This is a genomic window from Streptomyces soli, assembly GCF_003999195.1.
Classification (GTDB): Bacteria; Actinomycetota; Actinomycetes; order Streptomycetales; family Streptomycetaceae; genus Actinacidiphila; species Actinacidiphila soli.
The window spans coordinates 22,538-40,127 of the sequence record NZ_RJVR01000049.1 but is presented as its reverse complement, the minus strand read 5'-3'; the positions used below and the strand labels follow the sequence as shown (position 1 = coordinate 40,127).

The window sequence follows — 17,590 nt, the reverse complement described above, 5'->3', positions numbered from 1 at the left end:
GTTCTGCTGGTGTTCAGCTCAGCCGGTCTTGCCGGTGGACACCCAGATGGTGACGGTGTCCTTGTCCGGGTTGAAGTCGTCGATGCTCTGGGGCTTCTGGTCGACGACCGTGCCCTTGCCGTACACCGACTCATCCTGGTACTTGATCTTGTACTTCCAACCGGCCTCGTCCATGCAGGACTTCACCGAGTCGACGTACTTGGTGTAGAAGTCCGGCATGTAGACCGAGTTGCCGTCGCCGAGGTAGCTCTTCGTAGCGTCGGTGCAACGCGAGGCCTCGATCGTGCGGGTCTGGTCGCCCTGGCTGACGCTCGGATCCGGCGTGCCGCTGTTGTCGGAGGACGTCGTGGCGGCGGCGTTCGAGGTGGCGGTGTCCGTGGCGGTGTCCGTGGCGGTCGGGTTGGAGTCGGAGACGTTGGTGCCTCCGCTGCTGCCCATCCGCACGATGAGGACGATCACCACGATGACCGCTATGACCGCGACCACCGCGCCGATGGCGATCACGGCGGTCGAGCCCCCGCCGCCCCGGTTGCCACCACCGCCCGGACGCTGCTGCTGCTGCTGCGCGGCGGGCAGCATCGTGTACGGCGGGGTGGGCTGCCGCTGGGCCGCCTGCGGGTAGCCGTAGCCCGGGCCGGGGGGCGGGGTCTGGCCCCAGCCGCCCTGCTGGGGTGCGTACGGAGGCGGGGTCTGCGGCAGGCTCTGCGGCGGTGGGGTCTGGTGGGGCATCTGGGGCACTGGGGTCGCCTGAGGCATCTGAGGCGCCTGGTACGGAGTCTGCACCTGCGGCGGCGGGGTGTGCAGATCGCCCTGCACCGGCGGGAAGACCGCCGACGAGACGCCCTCGCCGCGCCCGCGCGCCCGGGGCCCCTCGCCGATGACCAGCGGGGTGGCCGGGCCGCCGCTCGCCTGCTCGCCCCGGATGACCCGGTCCGACTCGTCCCGCATGGTTTCGGCGGTCGGGAAGCGCTCCGCCGGGTTCTTCTTCAGCGCCCGCGCCACCAGCGCGTCAACCGCGGGCAGTACCGCCCGGTTGAACTGCGACGGCGACGGCGGGGTCTCCTGCACATGCTGATACGCGATCGCCAGCGGCGAGTCCCCGTCGAAGGGCAGCCGCCCGGTCAACAGCTCGAAGAGCATGCAACCCACCGAATAAAGGTCCGAACGCTCGTCCACGCCCCTGCCCAGCGCCTGCTCCGGCGACAGATACTGCGGGGTGCCGACCACCATGCCGGTCTGGGTCATCGAGGTGACCCCCGACTGCATGGCCCGCGCGATGCCGAAGTCCATGACCTTGACCACACCGCGCCGGTTCAGCATCACATTGCCGGGCTTGATGTCCCGGTGCACCAGGCCCACGCTGTGGCTCTCCGCGAGCGCCGCCAGCACGTCCCCGCAGATCTTCAACGCCTTCTCGGTCGGCATCGCGCCGAACTGCGCGACATCCTCGTCGAGCACCGCCCGCAGCGGCTTGCCCTCGACGTACTCCATGACGATGTACGGCACGAGCGCGCCGTCGATGGTGTCCTCGCCCGAGTCGAAGACCGACACGATGTTGGTGTGGTTGAGCCTCGCCACCGCCTGCGCCTCGCGCCGGAAGCGCTCCCGGAACGACGCTTCCCGGCCAAGTTCCGAGTGCAGCGTCTTGACGGCGACCGGCCGGTCAAGCACGGTGTCATGCGCGAGATGCACGGCGGCCATGCCGCCCTGCCCGAGCAGGTCACGAAGTACATAGCGGCCGCCGCCGACCGAGCGTCCCGCGTAATTCCCCCGCGCGCCGTCCCCGGCGGATTCCCCGCTCATCAGTACCGCTTCCCCCTATGGATCCAAGTCTGCCCGCCAAGTCTGCCCTAGCTCCTACCGAGGTCAAGTTCGTTGACCTGTTCGTCACTGGATGCGTATGAATCCCTCCACAACTCGGTCGGTCACATCACCGATAACGGGGAACGCTGTAGCGTGGCAAGTTAGAGGTGTCGACAGCGACGGCGAGGACCAATGGCACATACGACAGCCGCAGGGGGCCCCAATGAGCCCTTCGCAGCCGGCCAGGGCGTGCCCGATTCGCCTGAAATGTGGGGAGTCGGGGGCCTCGTCGGCGATGGCCGTTACCGCCTGACCCACCGTCTCGGCCGGGGCGGCATGGCCGAGGTCTTCGCGGCCGAGGACGTACGCCTCGGGCGCATCGTCGCCGTCAAGCTGCTGCGCTCCGACCTCGCCGAGGACCCCGTTTCCAAGGCCCGCTTCACACGCGAGGCCCAGTCCGTCGCCGGCCTCAACCACCACGCCGTCGTGGCCGTCTACGACTCCGGCGAGGACGCCACACCCACGGGTGCCGTCGTCCCCTACATCGTCATGGAGCTCGTCGAGGGCCGTACGATCCGCGAACTGCTGGTCGACTCCGACGAACCGCCGCCGGTCGAGCAGGCCCTCGTCATCGTCGCCGGCGTCCTCGAAGCGCTCGCCTACAGCCACCAGCACGGCATCGTCCACCGCGACATCAAGCCCGCCAACGTCATCATGACCGACAGCGGCGCGATCAAGGTCATGGACTTCGGCATCGCCCGGGCCCTGCACGGCGCGTCCACGACGATGACGCAGACCGGCATGGTCATGGGCACCCCGCAGTATCTGTCGCCAGAACAGGCCCTCGGCAAGACCGTCGATGCCCGGTCCGACCTCTACGCGACGGGCTGTCTGCTTTACGAACTGCTGGCGCTGCGCCCGCCGTTCGTCGGCGAGACCCCGCTGTCGGTGGTCTACCAGCACGTCCAGGACGAGGCCCGGCCGCCGTCCTCGATCAGCGACCGCGTCCCGCCCGAGCTGGACGGGCTCGTCATGCGGGCGCTCGCCAAGCACCCGGACGACCGTTTCCAGACCGCCGAGGAAATGCGCGGAGTTCTGCAGTACGCGGTCGGCATGCTGCGCGAACAGGGCGGCTACACCGGCACCTGGGACACCGGCTACGTCGCGCACTCCGGCGCCTCCACCCCCGCCATGGGCCTGCCCGGCCAGGCCACCCCCACCACGCGGGGCGGCCACCCGGAGCACACCACGGCGGAGTTCGGCGCCCCCCGGCTGCTCGGCGCCTCCGGTGGGCTCGTCGACCACGACACGTTGCCGCCCGGCTACGGCGGCCCGGGAGGCGGTGGCGGCGACCGGCGCTGGGTGAAGCCGGTGCTCTTCGTCCTGGCTGCCGCGCTCGCCATCTCGCTCGGCATCTACTTCGCGAACGGCGGTACGACCGGCGGCGGCTCCGGTACGACGAACAACCCGACGCCGACGCAGTCCCAGACCACGGACCAGCAGACCAGCGCGCCGACCCAGCAGGACACGTCGACCAGCACCGACAACAGCACCGGTGGCCCGACGCAGTCGTACAGCTCCTCCCCCTCGGCCAGCGCGTCCGCCTCGCCGAGCACCTCGCCCAGCACCAATGCGCCCACCAGCGCCGCCCCCACGACCACCGCGCCCAGCCCCACCCCCACCAACTCCGCGCCCAGCCCCACCCCGACCGGCAGCAGCACGAACACCGCCAGCGCGGGCACTGACTCCGGCGTCACTTCCGCCGGCGGGCCCTCCGGCTTGGGTTGACTGCCAGGCCTGCCCCGAAGGTAGGGGGGCCTGGGCCTAACCCGTGAAGGCGTCCCGCACCGCGTCGTACGCGCCGGTCCACCAGACCGCGAGTGCGGAGGCGGCCGGGAAGAGTGGATCCGCGCGGCGGTCGCGGCGCTGGTAACGCCAGCGGAGCATCCAGAAGTCGTTGAGGCGTTCCCACCAGACGCGGTGCACGGCGGCGGCCAGCTCGTCCGGCGGTGCACCGGTGGCGAGACGGTACGCGCGGGCGTACGCGCGGACCTTGGCCAGGTCGAGGCTGCCGGCGGGCTGGACGAAGAAGATGACGGCGGCCCGGACCGCCTCCTCCGCGCGGGGCTGGACGCCGAGGCGGTCCCAGTCGACGATCGCGACGGGCTCGTCCTCGCGGTAGAGCAGGTTGAGCGGGTGGAAGTCGCCGTGGACCCAGCCGGTGACCGGCTCCCCGGCGTCCGGCGGACGGCGGTGGGCGTGCCGCTCCAGCAGAGCCCTGCGCTCGAGGAGGCGGTGCTCCGCCAGCTCGTCGAAGGCCTCGCGGGGGCGGTGGCCGCGCACCTGCTTCAGCAGATCGTCGATCAGCGCGAAGGTCCGCTCGGGGTCGGCGCTGACGTGGTGGCCCGGGTCGGCGGGCGGCGGCTGCACCTGCTCCAGGCGGGTGTGGACCAGCCCGAGCAGCGCGCCCAGCCGCCAGGACTGGCCGGTGGTCAACTCGGCGCCCTCGCGGTGCTGCCCGTCGACCCACGGGTAGAGGGCGAAGCAGCGGCCGCCGAGCACCACGACCGTGCCGCCGTCGATGTCGGGCAGCGGCGGCGCGACGGGCAGTCCCAGCTCGTCGAGGCGCTGGGTGGCCCGGTGCTGACGGGCGATGACCGAGCGGTCGGCGGTGGCGGAGTCCACGTACAGCTTGAGGAAGAAGCGGCCCCGGGTGGTTGCCAAGCGGTAGCCGCGGTTCAGCAGGCCCTCGGCGACGGGCTCACAGGACAGCGGGGCACCGGCGTTATAGCGGCGCAGCAGCGCGTCCAGCGTTTCGCCGGTGGGCGGCGCCGTCGCCGTGCTCCCGATCACCCGGCCGATGGTAGATCACGCGGCTCACCGTTCTGCGCGGTATACGAGATACGAGCTCGCGTACCTCGGTTCGATCCGCAGGTACACCGGCTCGAACCGCTCGCCGTCCGCCGACACCGGCAACCCCCCGAAGAGTTCGCGCTGCGCTTCGGTGGGCGTGAACGCGCTCGCGGTCCCCGTGATGTGCGCCACCCACGCGTCCGGATGTGCGGTCGCCGTGTTGTCTGCCTCGTACGCGACCACCGCGCCGTCGCCCGCCCGGTGTACGCCCCAGCCGCGGTGCGTACGGAGGATGATCTGGCCGTCAGCCACGACATGCCGCGCCACGGCGACGTACGGCAGCGCTTCGCGGGTCAGTGCGAGGCGTCCGTACGGCACTGCGGCCCAGCAGCGCGAGGGCGGCCTCGCGCTCCTTCTCCGTGGACATGGAGCCAGCCTGCGGTGCGTTTGCAGGCCCGGAACAGAGGCTCCGGGCCTGTCCGGCTCGGGCCCTTGGGCCTTTGGGCCTGTCCGGCCGATCTCCGCGGCGTCGCGTGCCTCCCCCAGCCTGGCGGCGGGTGGGGGTCCTCCCCCTGGCTTCGCCGGGGGCACCCCCACCGGACGGAGTCTGGGGGAGAGTGCCCCCAGCGCCTTGCGATCACAGGCGCCGCTGTGACATCAGCCGCTGACGCGGCGGGCCGCTCCTTCTCCCACAGAGATCGGCCGGACAGGCCCTAATCGCGGCCGCGCTCGGCCCTCGTACGGGCTACGTACGCCGCTGCCTGGGTGCGGCGCTCCATGCCGAGCTTGGCCAGCAGGGAGGAGACATAGTTCTTGACGGTCTTCTCGGCGAGGTGGAGGCGTTCGCCGATCTGGCGGTTGGTGAGGCCTTCGCCGATGAGGTCGAGGATGCGGCCTTCCTGGTCGGTGAGGCCGGCGATGGTGGTCTCGGGTTCGGGGGCGCCGGTGCGGAGGCGTTCGAGGACGCGGGCGGTGGCGACGGGGTCGAGGAGGGATTTGCCGGCGGCGACGTCGCGGACGGCGCTGACGAGGTCGCTGGCGCGGATGTCCTTGAGCGCGTATCCAGCGGCGCCCGCCATGATGGCGTCGAAAAGCGCCTCGTCGTCGGCGTAGGAGGTGAGCATGAGGCACCTGACCGACGGTTCCCGGGAGCGGATGTCGCGGCACACCTCGACGCCGCTGCCGTCCGGGAGCCGTACGTCGAGGACGGCGACGTCGGGCCGGGCGGCCGGGATCCGGGCGAGCGCCTCAGCCGCGGTGCCTGCCTCGCCGACGACGGTGATGTCGGGTTCGGAGGAGAGCAACTCGTGGACACCACGGCGGACGACTTCGTGGTCGTCAAGGAGGAAAACGCTGATGACCCCGTCTGCTCCGTTTGCAGTGTTTTCGCCGTGTTCGCTCACTATCTCAGCCTCGCACAGGATTCGATCCCCTGGCCTCTTACGCAGCTTCGAGTCCTCGGGATACCGTGCGGTTGTCCCGGTGACCCACGGTTGGCCTGCGAGAACCTTGCGAGAACCTCGATTTACTAGGAAATCCAAGCAAAACCGCAGGTAAGACACTCTTCGCGCGAAAGCGGAAGGTGTGGGTAACGTTCGTTTTGCAGGGCTGCCTGCCGGGGCGAGACAACACTCCCGGCTCGGCCGTGCCGCACACACCCCGTGCGCCGTGTCGAGGCGGGTAGGAGCCGCACTGGCCACCGGCGGATCCCGGGGGCCGGACAGACGGAGGAGCGAAGCGTGAGCGTGAAGAGCACTGCCGCGAAGCCCCGTACGCCCCGTACGGGCACGGGCACCCGCGGCGGCGCGAAGCGCCGTGGGGGTACTGGCGAGCCGGAACTCGTACAGCTGCTGACCCCTGAGGGCGAGCGCGTCCAGCACAGTGAGTACTCCATTGACCTGAGCCCTGACGAGCTGCGTGGCCTGTACCGGGACATGGTGCTGACCCGCCGCTTCGACGCCGAGGCCACCTCTCTGCAGCGGCAGGGGGAGCTGGGCCTGTGGGCCTCGCTGCTGGGTCAGGAGGCCGCACAGATCGGCTCAGGCCGGGCCACCCGCCCCGACGACTACGTCTTCCCGACGTACCGCGAGCACGGCGTCGCCTGGTGCCGCGGGGTGGACCCGGCGAATCTTCTGGGGATGTTCCGAGGGGTGAACCACGGCGGGTGGGACCCCAACGAGAACAACTTCCACCTCTACACGATCGTGATCGGCTCGCAGACGCTGCACGCCACGGGCTACGCGATGGGCGCGGCCATGGACGGCACCGACTCGGCCGTCATCGCGTACTTCGGGGACGGCGCCTCCAGCCAGGGCGACGTCGCCGAGGCCTTCACCTTCGCCGCCGTCTACAACGCGCCGGTGGTGTTCTTCTGCCAGAACAACCAGTGGGCGATCTCCGAGCCCACCGAGAAGCAGACCCGCGTCCCGATCTACCAGCGCTCGGCCGGCTTCGGCTTCCCGGGCGTCCGGGTGGACGGCAACGACGTGCTGGCGGTGCTGGCGGTCACCAAGGCGGCCCTTGAGCACGCCCGTAGCGGCCAGGGCCCGATGCTGGTGGAGGCCTTCACCTACCGCATGGGCGCGCACACCACCTCCGACGACCCCACCCGTTACCGCCTGGACGAGGAGCGGGAGCAGTGGGAACGCAAGGACCCGATCCTTCGTTTGAGGACCTACCTGGAGAAGGAAGGCCTGGCCGACGAGGCCTACCTCGCCGGCATCGAGGCGGAGAGCGAGGCCCTCGGCAAGCGGGTCCGCGAGGCCGTACGGACCATGCCGGACCCGGACACGATGGCGATCTTCGAGAACGTCTACGCGGACGGGCACGCGCTCGTCGACGAGGAGCGGGCGCAGTTCGCCGAGTACCTCGCGACCTTCGAGGAGGGCCACTGACATGGCGACCACGACCATGACCATCGCCAAGGCCCTGAACGAGGCATTGCGCAAGTCCCTGGAGACCGACGCCAAGGTCGTCCTCATGGGCGAGGACATCGGAAAGCTCGGCGGCGTCTTCCGCATCACGGACGGACTGCAGAAGGACTTCGGCGAGAACCGGGTCATCGACACCCCGCTCGCCGAGTCCGGCATCGTCGGCACCGCCATCGGCCTGGCCCTGCGCGGCTACCGGCCGGTGGTGGAGATCCAGTTCGACGGCTTCGTCTTCCCCGCGTACGACCAGATCGTCACCCAGCTCGCCAAGATGCACGCCCGTGCGCTCGGCAAGATCAAGCTGCCGGTCGTCATCCGCATCCCGTACGCGGGCGGCATCGGCGCGGTCGAGCACCACTCCGAGTCCCCCGAGGTGCTGTTCGCGCACATCCCGGGCCTGAAGGTGGTCTCCCCCTCGAACCCGCAGGACGCCTACTGGATGCTCCAGCAGGCCATCGACTGCGACGACCCGGTCATCTTCTTCGAGCCCAAGCGGCGATACTGGGACAAGGGCGAGGTCGATCCGACCGCCATCCCGGCCCCGCTGCACACCGCGCATACGGTGCTCGACGGCACGGACGTCACCCTGGCCGCGTACGGGCCGATGGTGAAGGTCTGCCTGGAGGCCGCCGCCGCGGCCGCCGAGGAGGGCCGTAGCCTTGAGGTTGTGGATCTGCGGTCACTGTCGCCGGTGGACTTCGACACCCTCCAGGCGTCGGTGCAGAAGACCGGACGCCTGGTGACAGTGCACGAGGCCCCGGTCTTTCTCGGCATGGGTGCCGAGATCGCGGCCCGGATCACCGAGCGGTGCTTCTACCACCTGCAGGCACCGGTGCTACGGGTCGGCGGCTTCCACGCCCCCTACCCGCCGGCCCGGCTGGAGGAGGAGTACCTGCCAGGGCTTGACCGGGTACTCGATGCCGTCGACCGCGCGCTGGCGTACTAGGAGAGGGTTGTGACGACCGTGACTGCACAGCGCTTCCGCGAGTTCAAGATGCCCGACGTGGGCGAAGGACTCACCGAGGCCGAGATCCTCAAGTGGTACGTCAAGCCCGGCGACCCCGTCACCGACGGTCAGGTCGTCTGCGAGGTCGAGACCGCCAAGGCCGCCGTGGAACTGCCCATCCCCTTCGACGGCGTCGTGCACGAGCTGCACTTCGGCGAGGGTGACACGGTGGACGTCGGCGCGGTGATCATCGCTGTCGACACCGACCCGGGCGCCCCGGCCGGGGAGGTGGCCCCGGCTGCTGCTGCCTCCGCTGCCGAGCCGCTGGCCGAGCCCGTGGCCGTAAAGGCGCCCGAGCCCGTCAGGGCACCCGAGCCGGAGGCGCCGAAGCGGCAGCCGGTGCTGGTCGGCTACGGCGTCGCCGCGTCCTCGACCAAGCGCCGCCCGCGCAAGAAGGCCGCTGTGCCGGCCCAGGCCAAGGCCGGTCCTGAGCTGAACGGCCACGCCACTGTGACCGAGCCCCGCCCGCTGGCCAAGCCGCCGGTGCGCAAGCTCGCCAAGGACCTCGGCGTGGACCTGGCCGGGGTCACCCCGACCGGCCCGGGCGGCGTCATCACCCGCGAGGACATCCAGGCGGCCGTCGCCCCGGCGGCGCCCGCCCCGGCCCCTGCGGTTTCGCCTGTGGTGGTGGAGCCTTCGGTCACGTCGGTCCAGCCGTCGGCGCTGGAGACCCGGGTGCCGATCAAGGGCGTACGCAAGGCCACGGCCGCCGCAATGGTGGCCAGCGCCTTCACGGCCCCGCATGTGACGGAGTTCCTGACCTTCGACATCACCCGCACCATGCGGCTCGTCCAGGAACTCAAGGCCGACCCGGCCTTCGCCGGGCTCAAGGTCAGCCCTCTGCTGCTGGTCGCCAAGGCGCTGCTGGTCGCGATCCGCCGCAACCCGGACGTCAACGCCGCCTGGGACGAGGGCCGCCAGGAAATCGTCCACAAGGGCTACGTCAACCTCGGCATCGCCGCCGCCACCCCGCGCGGGCTCATCGTCCCCAACATCAAGGACGCCCACGCCAAGACCCTGCCCGAACTGGCCGCCGCCCTCGGCGACCTCGTCGCCATCGCCCGCGAGGGGCGCACCTCCCCCGGCGACATGCAGGGCGGCACCGTCACCATCACCAACGTCGGCGTCTTCGGCGTCGACACCGGCACGCCCATCCTCAACCCGGGGGAGTCCGCGATCCTCGCCTTCGGCGCCGTCAAGGAACAACCCTGGGTCCACAAGGGCAAGGTCAAGCCCCGCCAGGTCACCACCCTCGCCCTCTCCTTCGACCACCGCCTCGTCGACGGCGAACTCGGCTCCCGCGTCCTCGCCGACACCGCCGCCATCCTCGAATACCCCAAGCGCCTCATGACCTGGGCCTGACGGCCTAGTTCCCGCAGCACAGGGCCCGGACACGTACGCACGTCCGGGCCCTTCGCTACGCGTGGCGCCGCCACCTCGCCGCCCTCGCGGGCGCTTCGCTGGCTTCGGGCGGCTGCGCCGGCCTCCGGCCGTCGTGCCGTGGTTGGCGGCGAGGCGGAGTCGTGGCGTGGGGGGATGGACAGATGTCCGGGCCCTTGGTTGTGCGTGGCGCGGCCACCTTTGGGGTGATTCGTGCGGATATGTAAGCAGACATCTTTCGGGAGGTACCGCCGTGGCCGTATCGATCTCCGTGGTCCTGCTGCTTCTGATCCTGGCCCTTGTCCTGCTCCGCAGTAAGGCCCTCAAGTTCTCCCACGCCCTGCTCTGCGTCCTGCTCGGCTTCTGCCTCTCCGGCACCAGCCTCGCGCCCACCATCGCCTCCGGCATCACCGCCACCGCCGATGTGGTCGGTAGCCTGCACCCTTGAGGCGCTTGACCCTCGACCTGGTCGAGCCTCCAGAGTCCTCGGTGTGGAGAGCGAGATGCGCAGCATCGGCGAGATGGCCCGGGACAGCGGGCTGAGCGTCAGTGCGCTGCGGTTCTACGACGGTGCCGGGGTGTTGGCCCCGGCCTGGACGGATCCGCGGAGCGGGTATCGCTGGTACGGCGACGAGCAGTTGCCCGATGCGCGGTTGGTCGCGCGGTTGCGTCGGGTGGGGATGCCGTTGCCGGAGATCCGGCGGGTGCTGGCGGAGCGGGCGGCGGATCCCGATGCCGTACGCGGGCTTCTCGACGCGCATGTGCGGCGCCTCGAGGACGGTCTGGCCGACGCGCGACGTGAGCTCTCCTCCGTACGGGCCCTACTCGCACCGGAGGCAAGCAAGATGACCCGACTGACGATCCCCGCGCCGGAACTGGCGGAGGCGCTGGATGCCGTGCGCTTCGCGGCAAGCACCGACCCGGAGTTGCCGTCGCTGGCCGGCGTGCTGTTCGACGTGGAGGGCGGTGTGCTGACGTTGGTCGCCACCGACCGCTACCGGCTCGCGGTGGCGCGGGTGCCGGTGGAACAGGCCTACGCCGCGCTGAGCGTGATCGTGCCGACCGCACTGGCCGACGACATCCGCGCCCTGCTGGACGGGGCCGATCAGGCCGAAGTGAGCTTCGACGACGACCGGATCAGCGCCGAGGCGGCGGGCCGCAAAGCCACCGGGGTGCGCCTGGACCACGACTATCCCGACTACCGCCGCCTGACCCGCCTCGACGACGCGGTCCACCGGGTCACCGTCGAGGCCGCCGCCCTCCGTGACTCCCTGGCCGCCGGCCCCGAGGCGGTCCGCGTCCTCACCGTCACCCCGGACGGTACCCTCGCGGTCTCCGACAGGGCCGCTGACGGGGTCGCCGTCAACCGGGACTTCCTCCTCGACGCCCTCAACGCCGGGGCCCGCGAACAGCTCGTCCTGGAGCTCGGCGGTCCGATCAGCCCGCTGGCCATCCGGCTGCCGGGCGGCCGGGACGAGTCCTTCTCCATGCTGATGCCCGTCCGTATCGCGGACGAGGACTGACCCCGGATACATCTTGTATCTATGATGTGCACATCATGGATTCCGCCAGTACGATCACCAAGCCCCCGCCCGCCGCAGAGCGCGTCTACACCCACGTCAAGCAAGCCGTTCTCGACCGTCGCTACGAGGGTGGGACGCTCCTGAGCGAGGGTGAACTGGCCGAAGCAGTAGGCGTTTCGCGCACCCCGGTGCGCGAGGCGCTGCTGCGGCTGGAGGCGGAAGGGCTGCTGAAGCTCTACCCGAAGAAGGGCGCGCTCGTGCTGCCGGTGTCGGCGCAGGAGATCGCCGACGTCGTGGAGACCAGGCTGCTGGTGGAGCTGCACGCGGCGGAGAAGGTCGCGCCGGCGTCGCCGCGGCTCGCGGCGCGGCTCGAAGAGCTGCTGGAGGAACAGAAGAGGCATGCGGCGGCGGGCGACCTGGCGGCGTTCGCGGTCGCGGACCGGTGCTTTCACGCGGAGATCGTGCGGGCGGGCGGGAACAGGATTCTGGCGCAGCTGTACGACCAGTTGAGGGATCGTCAGCTACGGATGGGGGTGGCGACGATGAACGCGGAGCCGGACCGGATCGCCAAGAACATCGCGGAGCACACCGAGATCCTCGAAGCGCTGCGGGCCGGGGACACCGGCGCCGCCCTGACGCTGGTCGAGCGGCACGTCACCTGGGTCAACTTCCTTGCCCGGGGGGAGCTGTGAGCGCCGCGACACACGGTGAGCCGCCCGGCGGCCGGCAGGCCGTCGCCGTCTGGTCCATCGGCACCCTGGTCTACATGGTCGCGGTCGTCCACCGCACCAGCCTCGGTGTGGCCGGGATCGACGCGGCGGCGCGCTTTCACATCGGCGCCTCCGCCCTCTCGACCTTCTCGATCCTCCAGCTCCTGGTCTACGCCGGCATGCAGATACCCGTCGGCCTCATGGTGGACCGGCTCGGCACCAAGCGCGTCCTGAGCATCGGCGTCATCCTCTTCACCGTGGGGCAGTTGGGCTTCGCGCTGTCGCACTCGTACGCGATGGCGCTGGCCGCCCGCGCGGTGCTGGGCTGCGGTGACGCCATGACCTTCGTGAGCGTGCTGCGGCTGGGCTCGCGGTGGTTCCCGGCGCGGCGTGGGCCGATGATCGCGCAGGGCGCGGCGCTGTTCGGTGTCGCGGGCAATCTGATGAGCACGGTGCTGCTGGCCCGGCTGCTGCACTCGGCCGGGTGGACGTCGACCTTCGTGGGGACGGCGCTGGGCGGTGCGCTGGTCCTCGTACTGGTGCTGCTGTTCATGAAGGACCACCCCGAGGGCTTCGAGCCGGCGCCCGCCGAGCACCACGGCGCGGGCTATGTGCAGCGGCAGATCGCGACGGCCTGGCGGGAGCCGGGGACGCGGCTGGGGATGTGGGTCCACTTCACCACGCAGTTCTCCGCAATGGTGTTCCTGCTGCTGTGGGGGTTGCCGTATCTGGTCGAGGCGCAGGGCATGTCGCGGGAGACGGCCGGCACGCTGCTGACCGTGGTCGTGATCGCCAACATGGTCTTCGGGATGCTCTTCGGACAGGTCATCGGCCGCCACCACGGCGCCCGGATGCCGCTCGCGCTCGGCGTGATCGGCGCCACCGCGACGATGTGGGCGGTGGTCCTGGCCTGGCCGCAGGCGCACGCCCCGCTGTGGCTGCTGACCCTGCTCTGCGTGGTGCTCGGCTCCTCCGGGCCCGCCTCGATGATCGGGTTCGACTTCGCCCGCCCGGCCAATCCGCCGGAGCGCTTCGGCACGGCCAGCGGCATCGTCAACATCGGCGGCTTCACGGCCTCGATGATGACGCTGCTCGCGATCGGTGTGCTGCTGGACGCCACCGGCGACAACTACCGGGTCGCCTGGTCCAGCGTCTTCGTCCTCCAGGCCCTGGGCGTCTCCCAGATCCTGCGGCTGCGCGGCCGTGCGGCCCGGCTGGAGCGGCAGCGGGTGGCGGTCAGCCGCGTGGAGAGCGTTCACGTCCCCGCCAGTACCTGAGACCTGCCGGTACCTGCGGCCGGAGGGACGTGAACGCCGGCGGTGTTCTACGGCGTGACGGCGAAGTGGGCGAGGATCCGCTCCGCCAGGGCCTCGTCGCCCTCGACCTTGACGTGATCGGCGACCACCTGCGGCCGCACCCGGCCGCAGGCCAGCCGTACGAACGTCTCCCAGTCCATGGTCAGCGTCACGGCGGGGCCCAGCGACACACTGCCGTCTATCGTGCCGTACCCCTGGTCGTCGACCCGGACCGTACGCATGAACTCCACCGGCCCGTGGACGTCGATGACCACGGCCGAACCGGGCTTGGCGCCCGCGTCCTTGGCGACCGTCTTCGGCATCGCGGCCAGCAGCCAGTCGCGGGCGAAACCGGCCGCCGGGGAGTCCAGCTTGCCCGGCTTGCCCAGCGCGCGGCGCAGATCCTGCTCGTGCACCCAGACGTCGAACACGCGCTGCCACAGCAGGTTCTCGAGGGTCACGTCGCCGTAGCCCGGGCTGCGCACGGTCGTGTCGGGCTCGCGCGACTCGTTCCGCAGCTGACGGGACCGGCGGATGATTGTGTACTCCAGCTCGCCGGTCATCTCCGGCGCGGTGTGGTGGCGCCGCTTGTCGACCGGCACCTCCATGTAGCGCGCGAACTCGCTGTGGATGTGGCGGAGGTCTATCGGCAGCGTGTGGATCGGGCGCGGGTCGCCGAGCAGCTCGCACTCCAGACCGATGACGTGCGACACGACGTCGCGCACCGACCAGTAGGGACACGCGGTGGGCCGGTTCCACTCGCCTTCGGCGAGAGGACTGACCAGTTCGGATATGGATTCTATGGAGTGGGTCCAGGCGTCGATGTACGGCTGGAGCTTGCTGTGGACGGTCACGGGACCCCTCGACGGTCGGACGCGGTCGTAGTGGTGTGCGCCTAAATTACGCTGCGCAGTGACACCACGGGAGTGCTTTCGTGTCACGATCGTAGGCCCGTATGCAGGTACGGAACTCAGGGACGGTGTAGCGTGCGCGTTTCTCTGATCCAGATCGACGTGGACCCGGCCGAAACGGTCGAAGCCCGGCGCGAGCGGGTTGCCGAACTCGTGCGCGGTCAGATGGGCTCTGACCTGGTCGTTCTCCCCGAACTGTGGACTGTGGGTGCCTTCGCGGCGGACCTGTTCACCATCGAGGCGGAGCCCGTCGACGGCCGCACAGCGGAGGTCATGTCGGCCGCCGCGCTGGACGCGGGTGTCTGGCTGCACGCCGGTTCGATCCCCGAGCGGGCGTCCGACGGTGAGATCTACAACACCTCGCTGCTGTTCTCGCCCGACGGTGAGCTGCGGCACACCTATCGCAAGATCCACCGCTTCGGCTTCGACACCGGCGAGGCCGCCCTGATGTCCGCGGGGGAGACGATCGTCACAGCCGAGCTGCCCGGCGGCGCCGTCCTGGGCCTCGCGACCTGTTACGACCTGCGCTTCCCCGAGCTCTTCCGGCTGCTCGTCGACGCCGGCGCCGGGATCCTCGTCATCCCCGCCGGGTGGCCCGAACGCCGCCGCGAGCACTGGACCCTCCTGGCCCGCGCCCGCGCCGTCGAATCCCAGGCCTACGTCCTCGCCGTCGGCACCGCCGGCACCCACGGCGGGCTCCGGCTCGCCGGCCACAGCATCGCCGTCGACCCCTGGGGCGCCGTCCTGGCGGAAGCCGGCCACGACGAGGAAGTCCTCACCGTCGACCTCGACCCCGCCCTCATCGCCAAGACGCGCGCCGACTTCCCCGTCCTGCGGGACCGTCTGCTGGGGCTGCCTACTCCTCCTCGTCCTGCTCCGCCTCGCTGAGCCGGTCCACGCACACCGCGATCGCGATGAGCACCGCCACGTCCGCGTCCTCCCGCTCCACACCGATGGCATAGGTGTCCCGGACCCGGAACCACTTCCGGCTGATACGGGCCAGCCTCTCCCCCTCGTACTCGATGTCGAACTCCTTGTCGATGATGTCCCCGCGGATCTCCAGTTCCTCGCCACTGGCGAGCTTCGCGCGATAGGCGTCCCGCAGCAGCGTCAGCCGCTTCTTCTTGACAGTGAACAGCTCCTCGCCGTCCCGCTCCACGGTCATCGTGTCCCGGAGACTGACCAGCTTCTTGCGGATGACGGCGAGGACGGTCCCGTGCGGGTCCTGGAGCTCCAGGGTGTCGCGCAGGCGCAGCACCTTGCCGTCGACGTAGAAGGCGCGATTGCCGTTCTCGTCCTCGATCCAGTAGTCGTCGCCGAGGGCGAGGATCTTCTCGCGAACCAGATATTTCATGGGGGAATGCCTACCCAGCGGGATGAGGTTGGATGGAAACATGGCTACACGTGCACGCGTCCGGGCCCCTGAGCTGATTGGCGAGGGCGGCTGGCTGAACACCGGTGGTAAGGAACTGACCCTCGCGGACCTGCGGGGATCGATCGTCATCTTGGATTTCTGGACTTTCTGCTGCGTCAACTGTCTGCACGTCCTGGACGAGCTGCGCGAGCTGGAGGAGAAGCACCGGGACACCGTGGTGATCGTCGGCGTCCACTCGCCGAAGTTCGTGCACGAGGCCGACCACCGCGCCGTGGTGGACGCGGTCGAGCGGTACGGCGTGCACCACCCCGTGCTGGACGACCCGGCGCTGGCGACGTGGAAGCAGTACGCCGTACGGGCCTGGCCGACGCTGACCGTGATCGACCCGGAGGGGTATGTGGTCGCCCAGCACTCCGGGGAGGGGCACGCACACGCCCTGGAGACGCTGATCAGCGCGCTGGAGACCGAGCACGCGGCGAAGGGCACGCTGCGGCGCGGCGACGGCCCGTACGTGCCGCCGGAGCCGGTGGCGACGGACCTGCGCTTCCCGGGCAAGGCGGTGCGGCTGCCGTCGGGCGGTTTCCTGGTGTCCGACACGACGCGGCACCAGCTGGTCGAGCTCGAGCCGGACGCGGAGACCGTCGTACGGCGGATCGGCGGCAGCGGCACCTTCAACGAGCCGCAGGGGCTCGCGCTGCTGCCGGACGGCAGGGTGATCGTCGCCGACACGGTGAACCACTCCCTCAGGACCTACGACCCCGCCACCGGTGACGTCGAGACGGTCGCCGGGACCGGCCGGCAGTGGTGGCAGGGCTCACCGACCGCCGGGCCCGCCCGCGAGGTGGACCTGTCCTCGCCGTGGGACGTCGCGTGGTGGGGCGGCAAGGTGTGGATCGCGATGGCGGGCGTGCACCAGCTCTGGACGTACGACCCGGCTTCCGGGACCGTCGAGGTGGCGGCCGGTACGACCAACGAGGGCCTGGTCGACGGGCCGGCGGCCGAGGCGTGGTTCGCGCAGCCGTCGGGGCTGGCGGCCACCGAGGACCGGCTCTGGGTCGCCGACTCCGAGACGAGCGCCCTGCGGTACGTCGACCGCGACCTCACCGTCCACACGGCCGTCGGCACCGGCCTCTTCGACTTCGGCCACCGGGACGGCGCCGCCGGACAGGCGCTGCTCCAGCACCCGTTGGGCGTCACGGCGCTGCCGGACGGCTCGGTCGCGGTCTCAGACACGTACAACCACGCGCTGCGGCGGTACGACCCCGCCACCGGCGAGGTCACCACCCTGGCCACGGATCTGCGCGAGCCGTCCGACGCGGTGCTGGACGGCGAGGAGATCGTGGTCGTCGAATCCGCCCGCCACCGGCTCACCCGGCTCCGGCTCCCGGAGGAGGCCGTCCAGGTCGACGCCGCCGCGCACCGCACCCAGCGGCCCGCGACCGACGTCGCGCCGGGCACCCTCCGTCTGGACGTGGTCTTCCACGCCCCGGCGGGCCAGAAGCTGGACGAGCGCTACGGTCCTTCGACCCGGCTGCTCGTCAGCTCCACGCCACCCGGGCTGCTCGCCCAGGGCGCCGGCAAGGGTACGGATCTGAGCCGCGAACTCGTCCTCGACGGCGGCATCGCGGAAGGGGTGCTGCACGTCTCGGCGATGGCCGCGTCCTGCGACGACGACCCCGCCAACGAGTACCCCGCCTGCCACGTCCACCAGCAGGACTGGGGCGTCCCGGTCCGGATCACCGAGGGCGGCGACACGCGCCTCGCGCTCGTACTGGCCGGGCTTGACGCCTAGTCGGACGTGTCG

The 17,590-nt window shown here is 70.6% G+C and carries 16 protein-coding genes; 10 read left to right on the top strand and 6 right to left on the bottom strand.

What is annotated here, in order from left to right; translation table 11 throughout:
- Nucleotides 1-18: 18 nt before the first annotated feature.
- Entirely contained in the window at nucleotides 19-1,803 is a 1,785-nt protein-coding gene (locus tag EFK10_RS02985) for a Stk1 family PASTA domain-containing Ser/Thr kinase (protein WP_127354219.1), read from the bottom strand.
- A gap of 192 nt (nucleotides 1,804-1,995) precedes the next feature.
- Here EFK10_RS02985 and EFK10_RS02980 point away from each other — a divergent pair, with 192 nt between their 5' ends.
- Nucleotides 1,996-3,591 (top strand): protein kinase domain-containing protein, encoded by a 1,596-nt coding sequence (locus EFK10_RS02980; RefSeq protein ID WP_127354218.1) that lies wholly within the window; start codon nucleotides 1,996-1,998, stop codon nucleotides 3,589-3,591.
- A 36-nt stretch (nucleotides 3,592-3,627) separates the two neighbouring features.
- Here the strand turns inward: EFK10_RS02980 and EFK10_RS02975 are convergent, their stop codons facing one another.
- The 3 genes from EFK10_RS02975 to EFK10_RS02965 form a co-directional block, all read right to left on the bottom strand.
- On the bottom strand, nucleotides 3,628-4,656 hold the full coding sequence (locus EFK10_RS02975; RefSeq protein ID WP_127354217.1) for a phosphotransferase: 1,029 nt from the start codon (nucleotides 4,654-4,656) through the stop codon (nucleotides 3,628-3,630).
- A 24-nt stretch (nucleotides 4,657-4,680) separates the two neighbouring features.
- Entirely contained in the window at nucleotides 4,681-5,034 is a 354-nt protein-coding gene (locus tag EFK10_RS02970) for a pyridoxamine 5'-phosphate oxidase family protein (protein WP_127354216.1), read from the bottom strand.
- Nucleotides 5,035-5,369: 335 nt separating this feature from the next.
- Nucleotides 5,370-6,059 carry a response regulator gene (locus EFK10_RS02965; protein WP_127354215.1) on the bottom strand — a complete coding sequence of 230 codons (690 nt, stop codon included), beginning with the start codon at nucleotides 6,057-6,059 and terminating at the stop codon, nucleotides 5,370-5,372.
- Between the two features lie 336 nt (nucleotides 6,060-6,395).
- Here EFK10_RS02965 and pdhA point away from each other — a divergent pair, with 336 nt between their 5' ends.
- From pdhA to EFK10_RS02930, 7 genes are all read left to right on the top strand, one after another.
- Entirely contained in the window at nucleotides 6,396-7,550 is a 1,155-nt protein-coding gene (pdhA, locus tag EFK10_RS02960) for a pyruvate dehydrogenase (acetyl-transferring) E1 component subunit alpha (protein ID WP_127354214.1), read from the top strand.
- Nucleotide 7,551: 1 nt separating this feature from the next.
- Entirely contained in the window at nucleotides 7,552-8,532 is a 981-nt protein-coding gene (locus EFK10_RS02955) for an alpha-ketoacid dehydrogenase subunit beta (RefSeq protein WP_127354213.1), read from the top strand.
- A gap of 9 nt (nucleotides 8,533-8,541) precedes the next feature.
- Nucleotides 8,542-9,954 (top strand): dihydrolipoamide acetyltransferase family protein, encoded by a 1,413-nt coding sequence (locus EFK10_RS02950; RefSeq protein WP_127354212.1) that lies wholly within the window; start codon nucleotides 8,542-8,544, stop codon nucleotides 9,952-9,954.
- 271 nt (nucleotides 9,955-10,225) lie between these two features.
- The gene (locus EFK10_RS02945) at nucleotides 10,226-10,420 is read left to right on the top strand and encodes a hypothetical protein (protein ID WP_127354211.1); all 195 of its coding nucleotides are present in this window, start codon (nucleotides 10,226-10,228) and stop codon (nucleotides 10,418-10,420) included.
- Between the two features lie 55 nt (nucleotides 10,421-10,475).
- Complete coding sequence (locus EFK10_RS02940; RefSeq protein WP_127354210.1) at nucleotides 10,476-11,495, top strand: DNA polymerase III subunit beta family protein; 1,020 nt, start codon at nucleotides 10,476-10,478, stop codon at nucleotides 11,493-11,495.
- 35 nt (nucleotides 11,496-11,530) lie between these two features.
- Nucleotides 11,531-12,187: a GntR family transcriptional regulator gene (locus EFK10_RS02935; RefSeq protein WP_127354209.1), complete on the top strand. Its 657-nt coding sequence runs from the start codon at nucleotides 11,531-11,533 to the stop codon at nucleotides 12,185-12,187.
- Entirely contained in the window at nucleotides 12,184-13,482 is a 1,299-nt protein-coding gene (locus EFK10_RS02930; RefSeq protein WP_240676951.1) for an MFS transporter, read from the top strand. The genes EFK10_RS02935 and EFK10_RS02930 overlap by 4 nt, the downstream gene beginning before the upstream one ends.
- 47 nt (nucleotides 13,483-13,529) lie before the next feature.
- Here the strand turns inward: EFK10_RS02930 and EFK10_RS02925 are convergent, their stop codons facing one another.
- Nucleotides 13,530-14,354 (bottom strand): maleylpyruvate isomerase family mycothiol-dependent enzyme, encoded by an 825-nt coding sequence (locus EFK10_RS02925; RefSeq protein WP_127354208.1) that lies wholly within the window; start codon nucleotides 14,352-14,354, stop codon nucleotides 13,530-13,532.
- A gap of 132 nt (nucleotides 14,355-14,486) precedes the next feature.
- Here EFK10_RS02925 and EFK10_RS02920 point away from each other — a divergent pair, with 132 nt between their 5' ends.
- Nucleotides 14,487-15,299, top strand: a complete 813-nt coding sequence (locus EFK10_RS02920; RefSeq protein WP_127354207.1) for a carbon-nitrogen family hydrolase — start codon at nucleotides 14,487-14,489, stop codon at nucleotides 15,297-15,299.
- Here EFK10_RS02920 and EFK10_RS02915 read toward each other — a convergent pair.
- Nucleotides 15,268-15,765, bottom strand: coding sequence for an LURP-one-related/scramblase family protein (locus tag EFK10_RS02915; RefSeq protein WP_127354206.1), 498 nt, complete (start codon nucleotides 15,763-15,765; stop codon nucleotides 15,268-15,270). The genes EFK10_RS02920 and EFK10_RS02915 overlap by 32 nt on opposite strands.
- A 40-nt stretch (nucleotides 15,766-15,805) precedes the next feature.
- Between EFK10_RS02915 and EFK10_RS02910 the strand changes: the two genes are divergently transcribed.
- Nucleotides 15,806-17,578: an NHL domain-containing thioredoxin family protein gene (locus EFK10_RS02910; RefSeq protein ID WP_127354205.1), complete on the top strand. Its 1,773-nt coding sequence runs from the start codon at nucleotides 15,806-15,808 to the stop codon at nucleotides 17,576-17,578.
- Nucleotides 17,579-17,590: the final 12 nt, after the last annotated feature.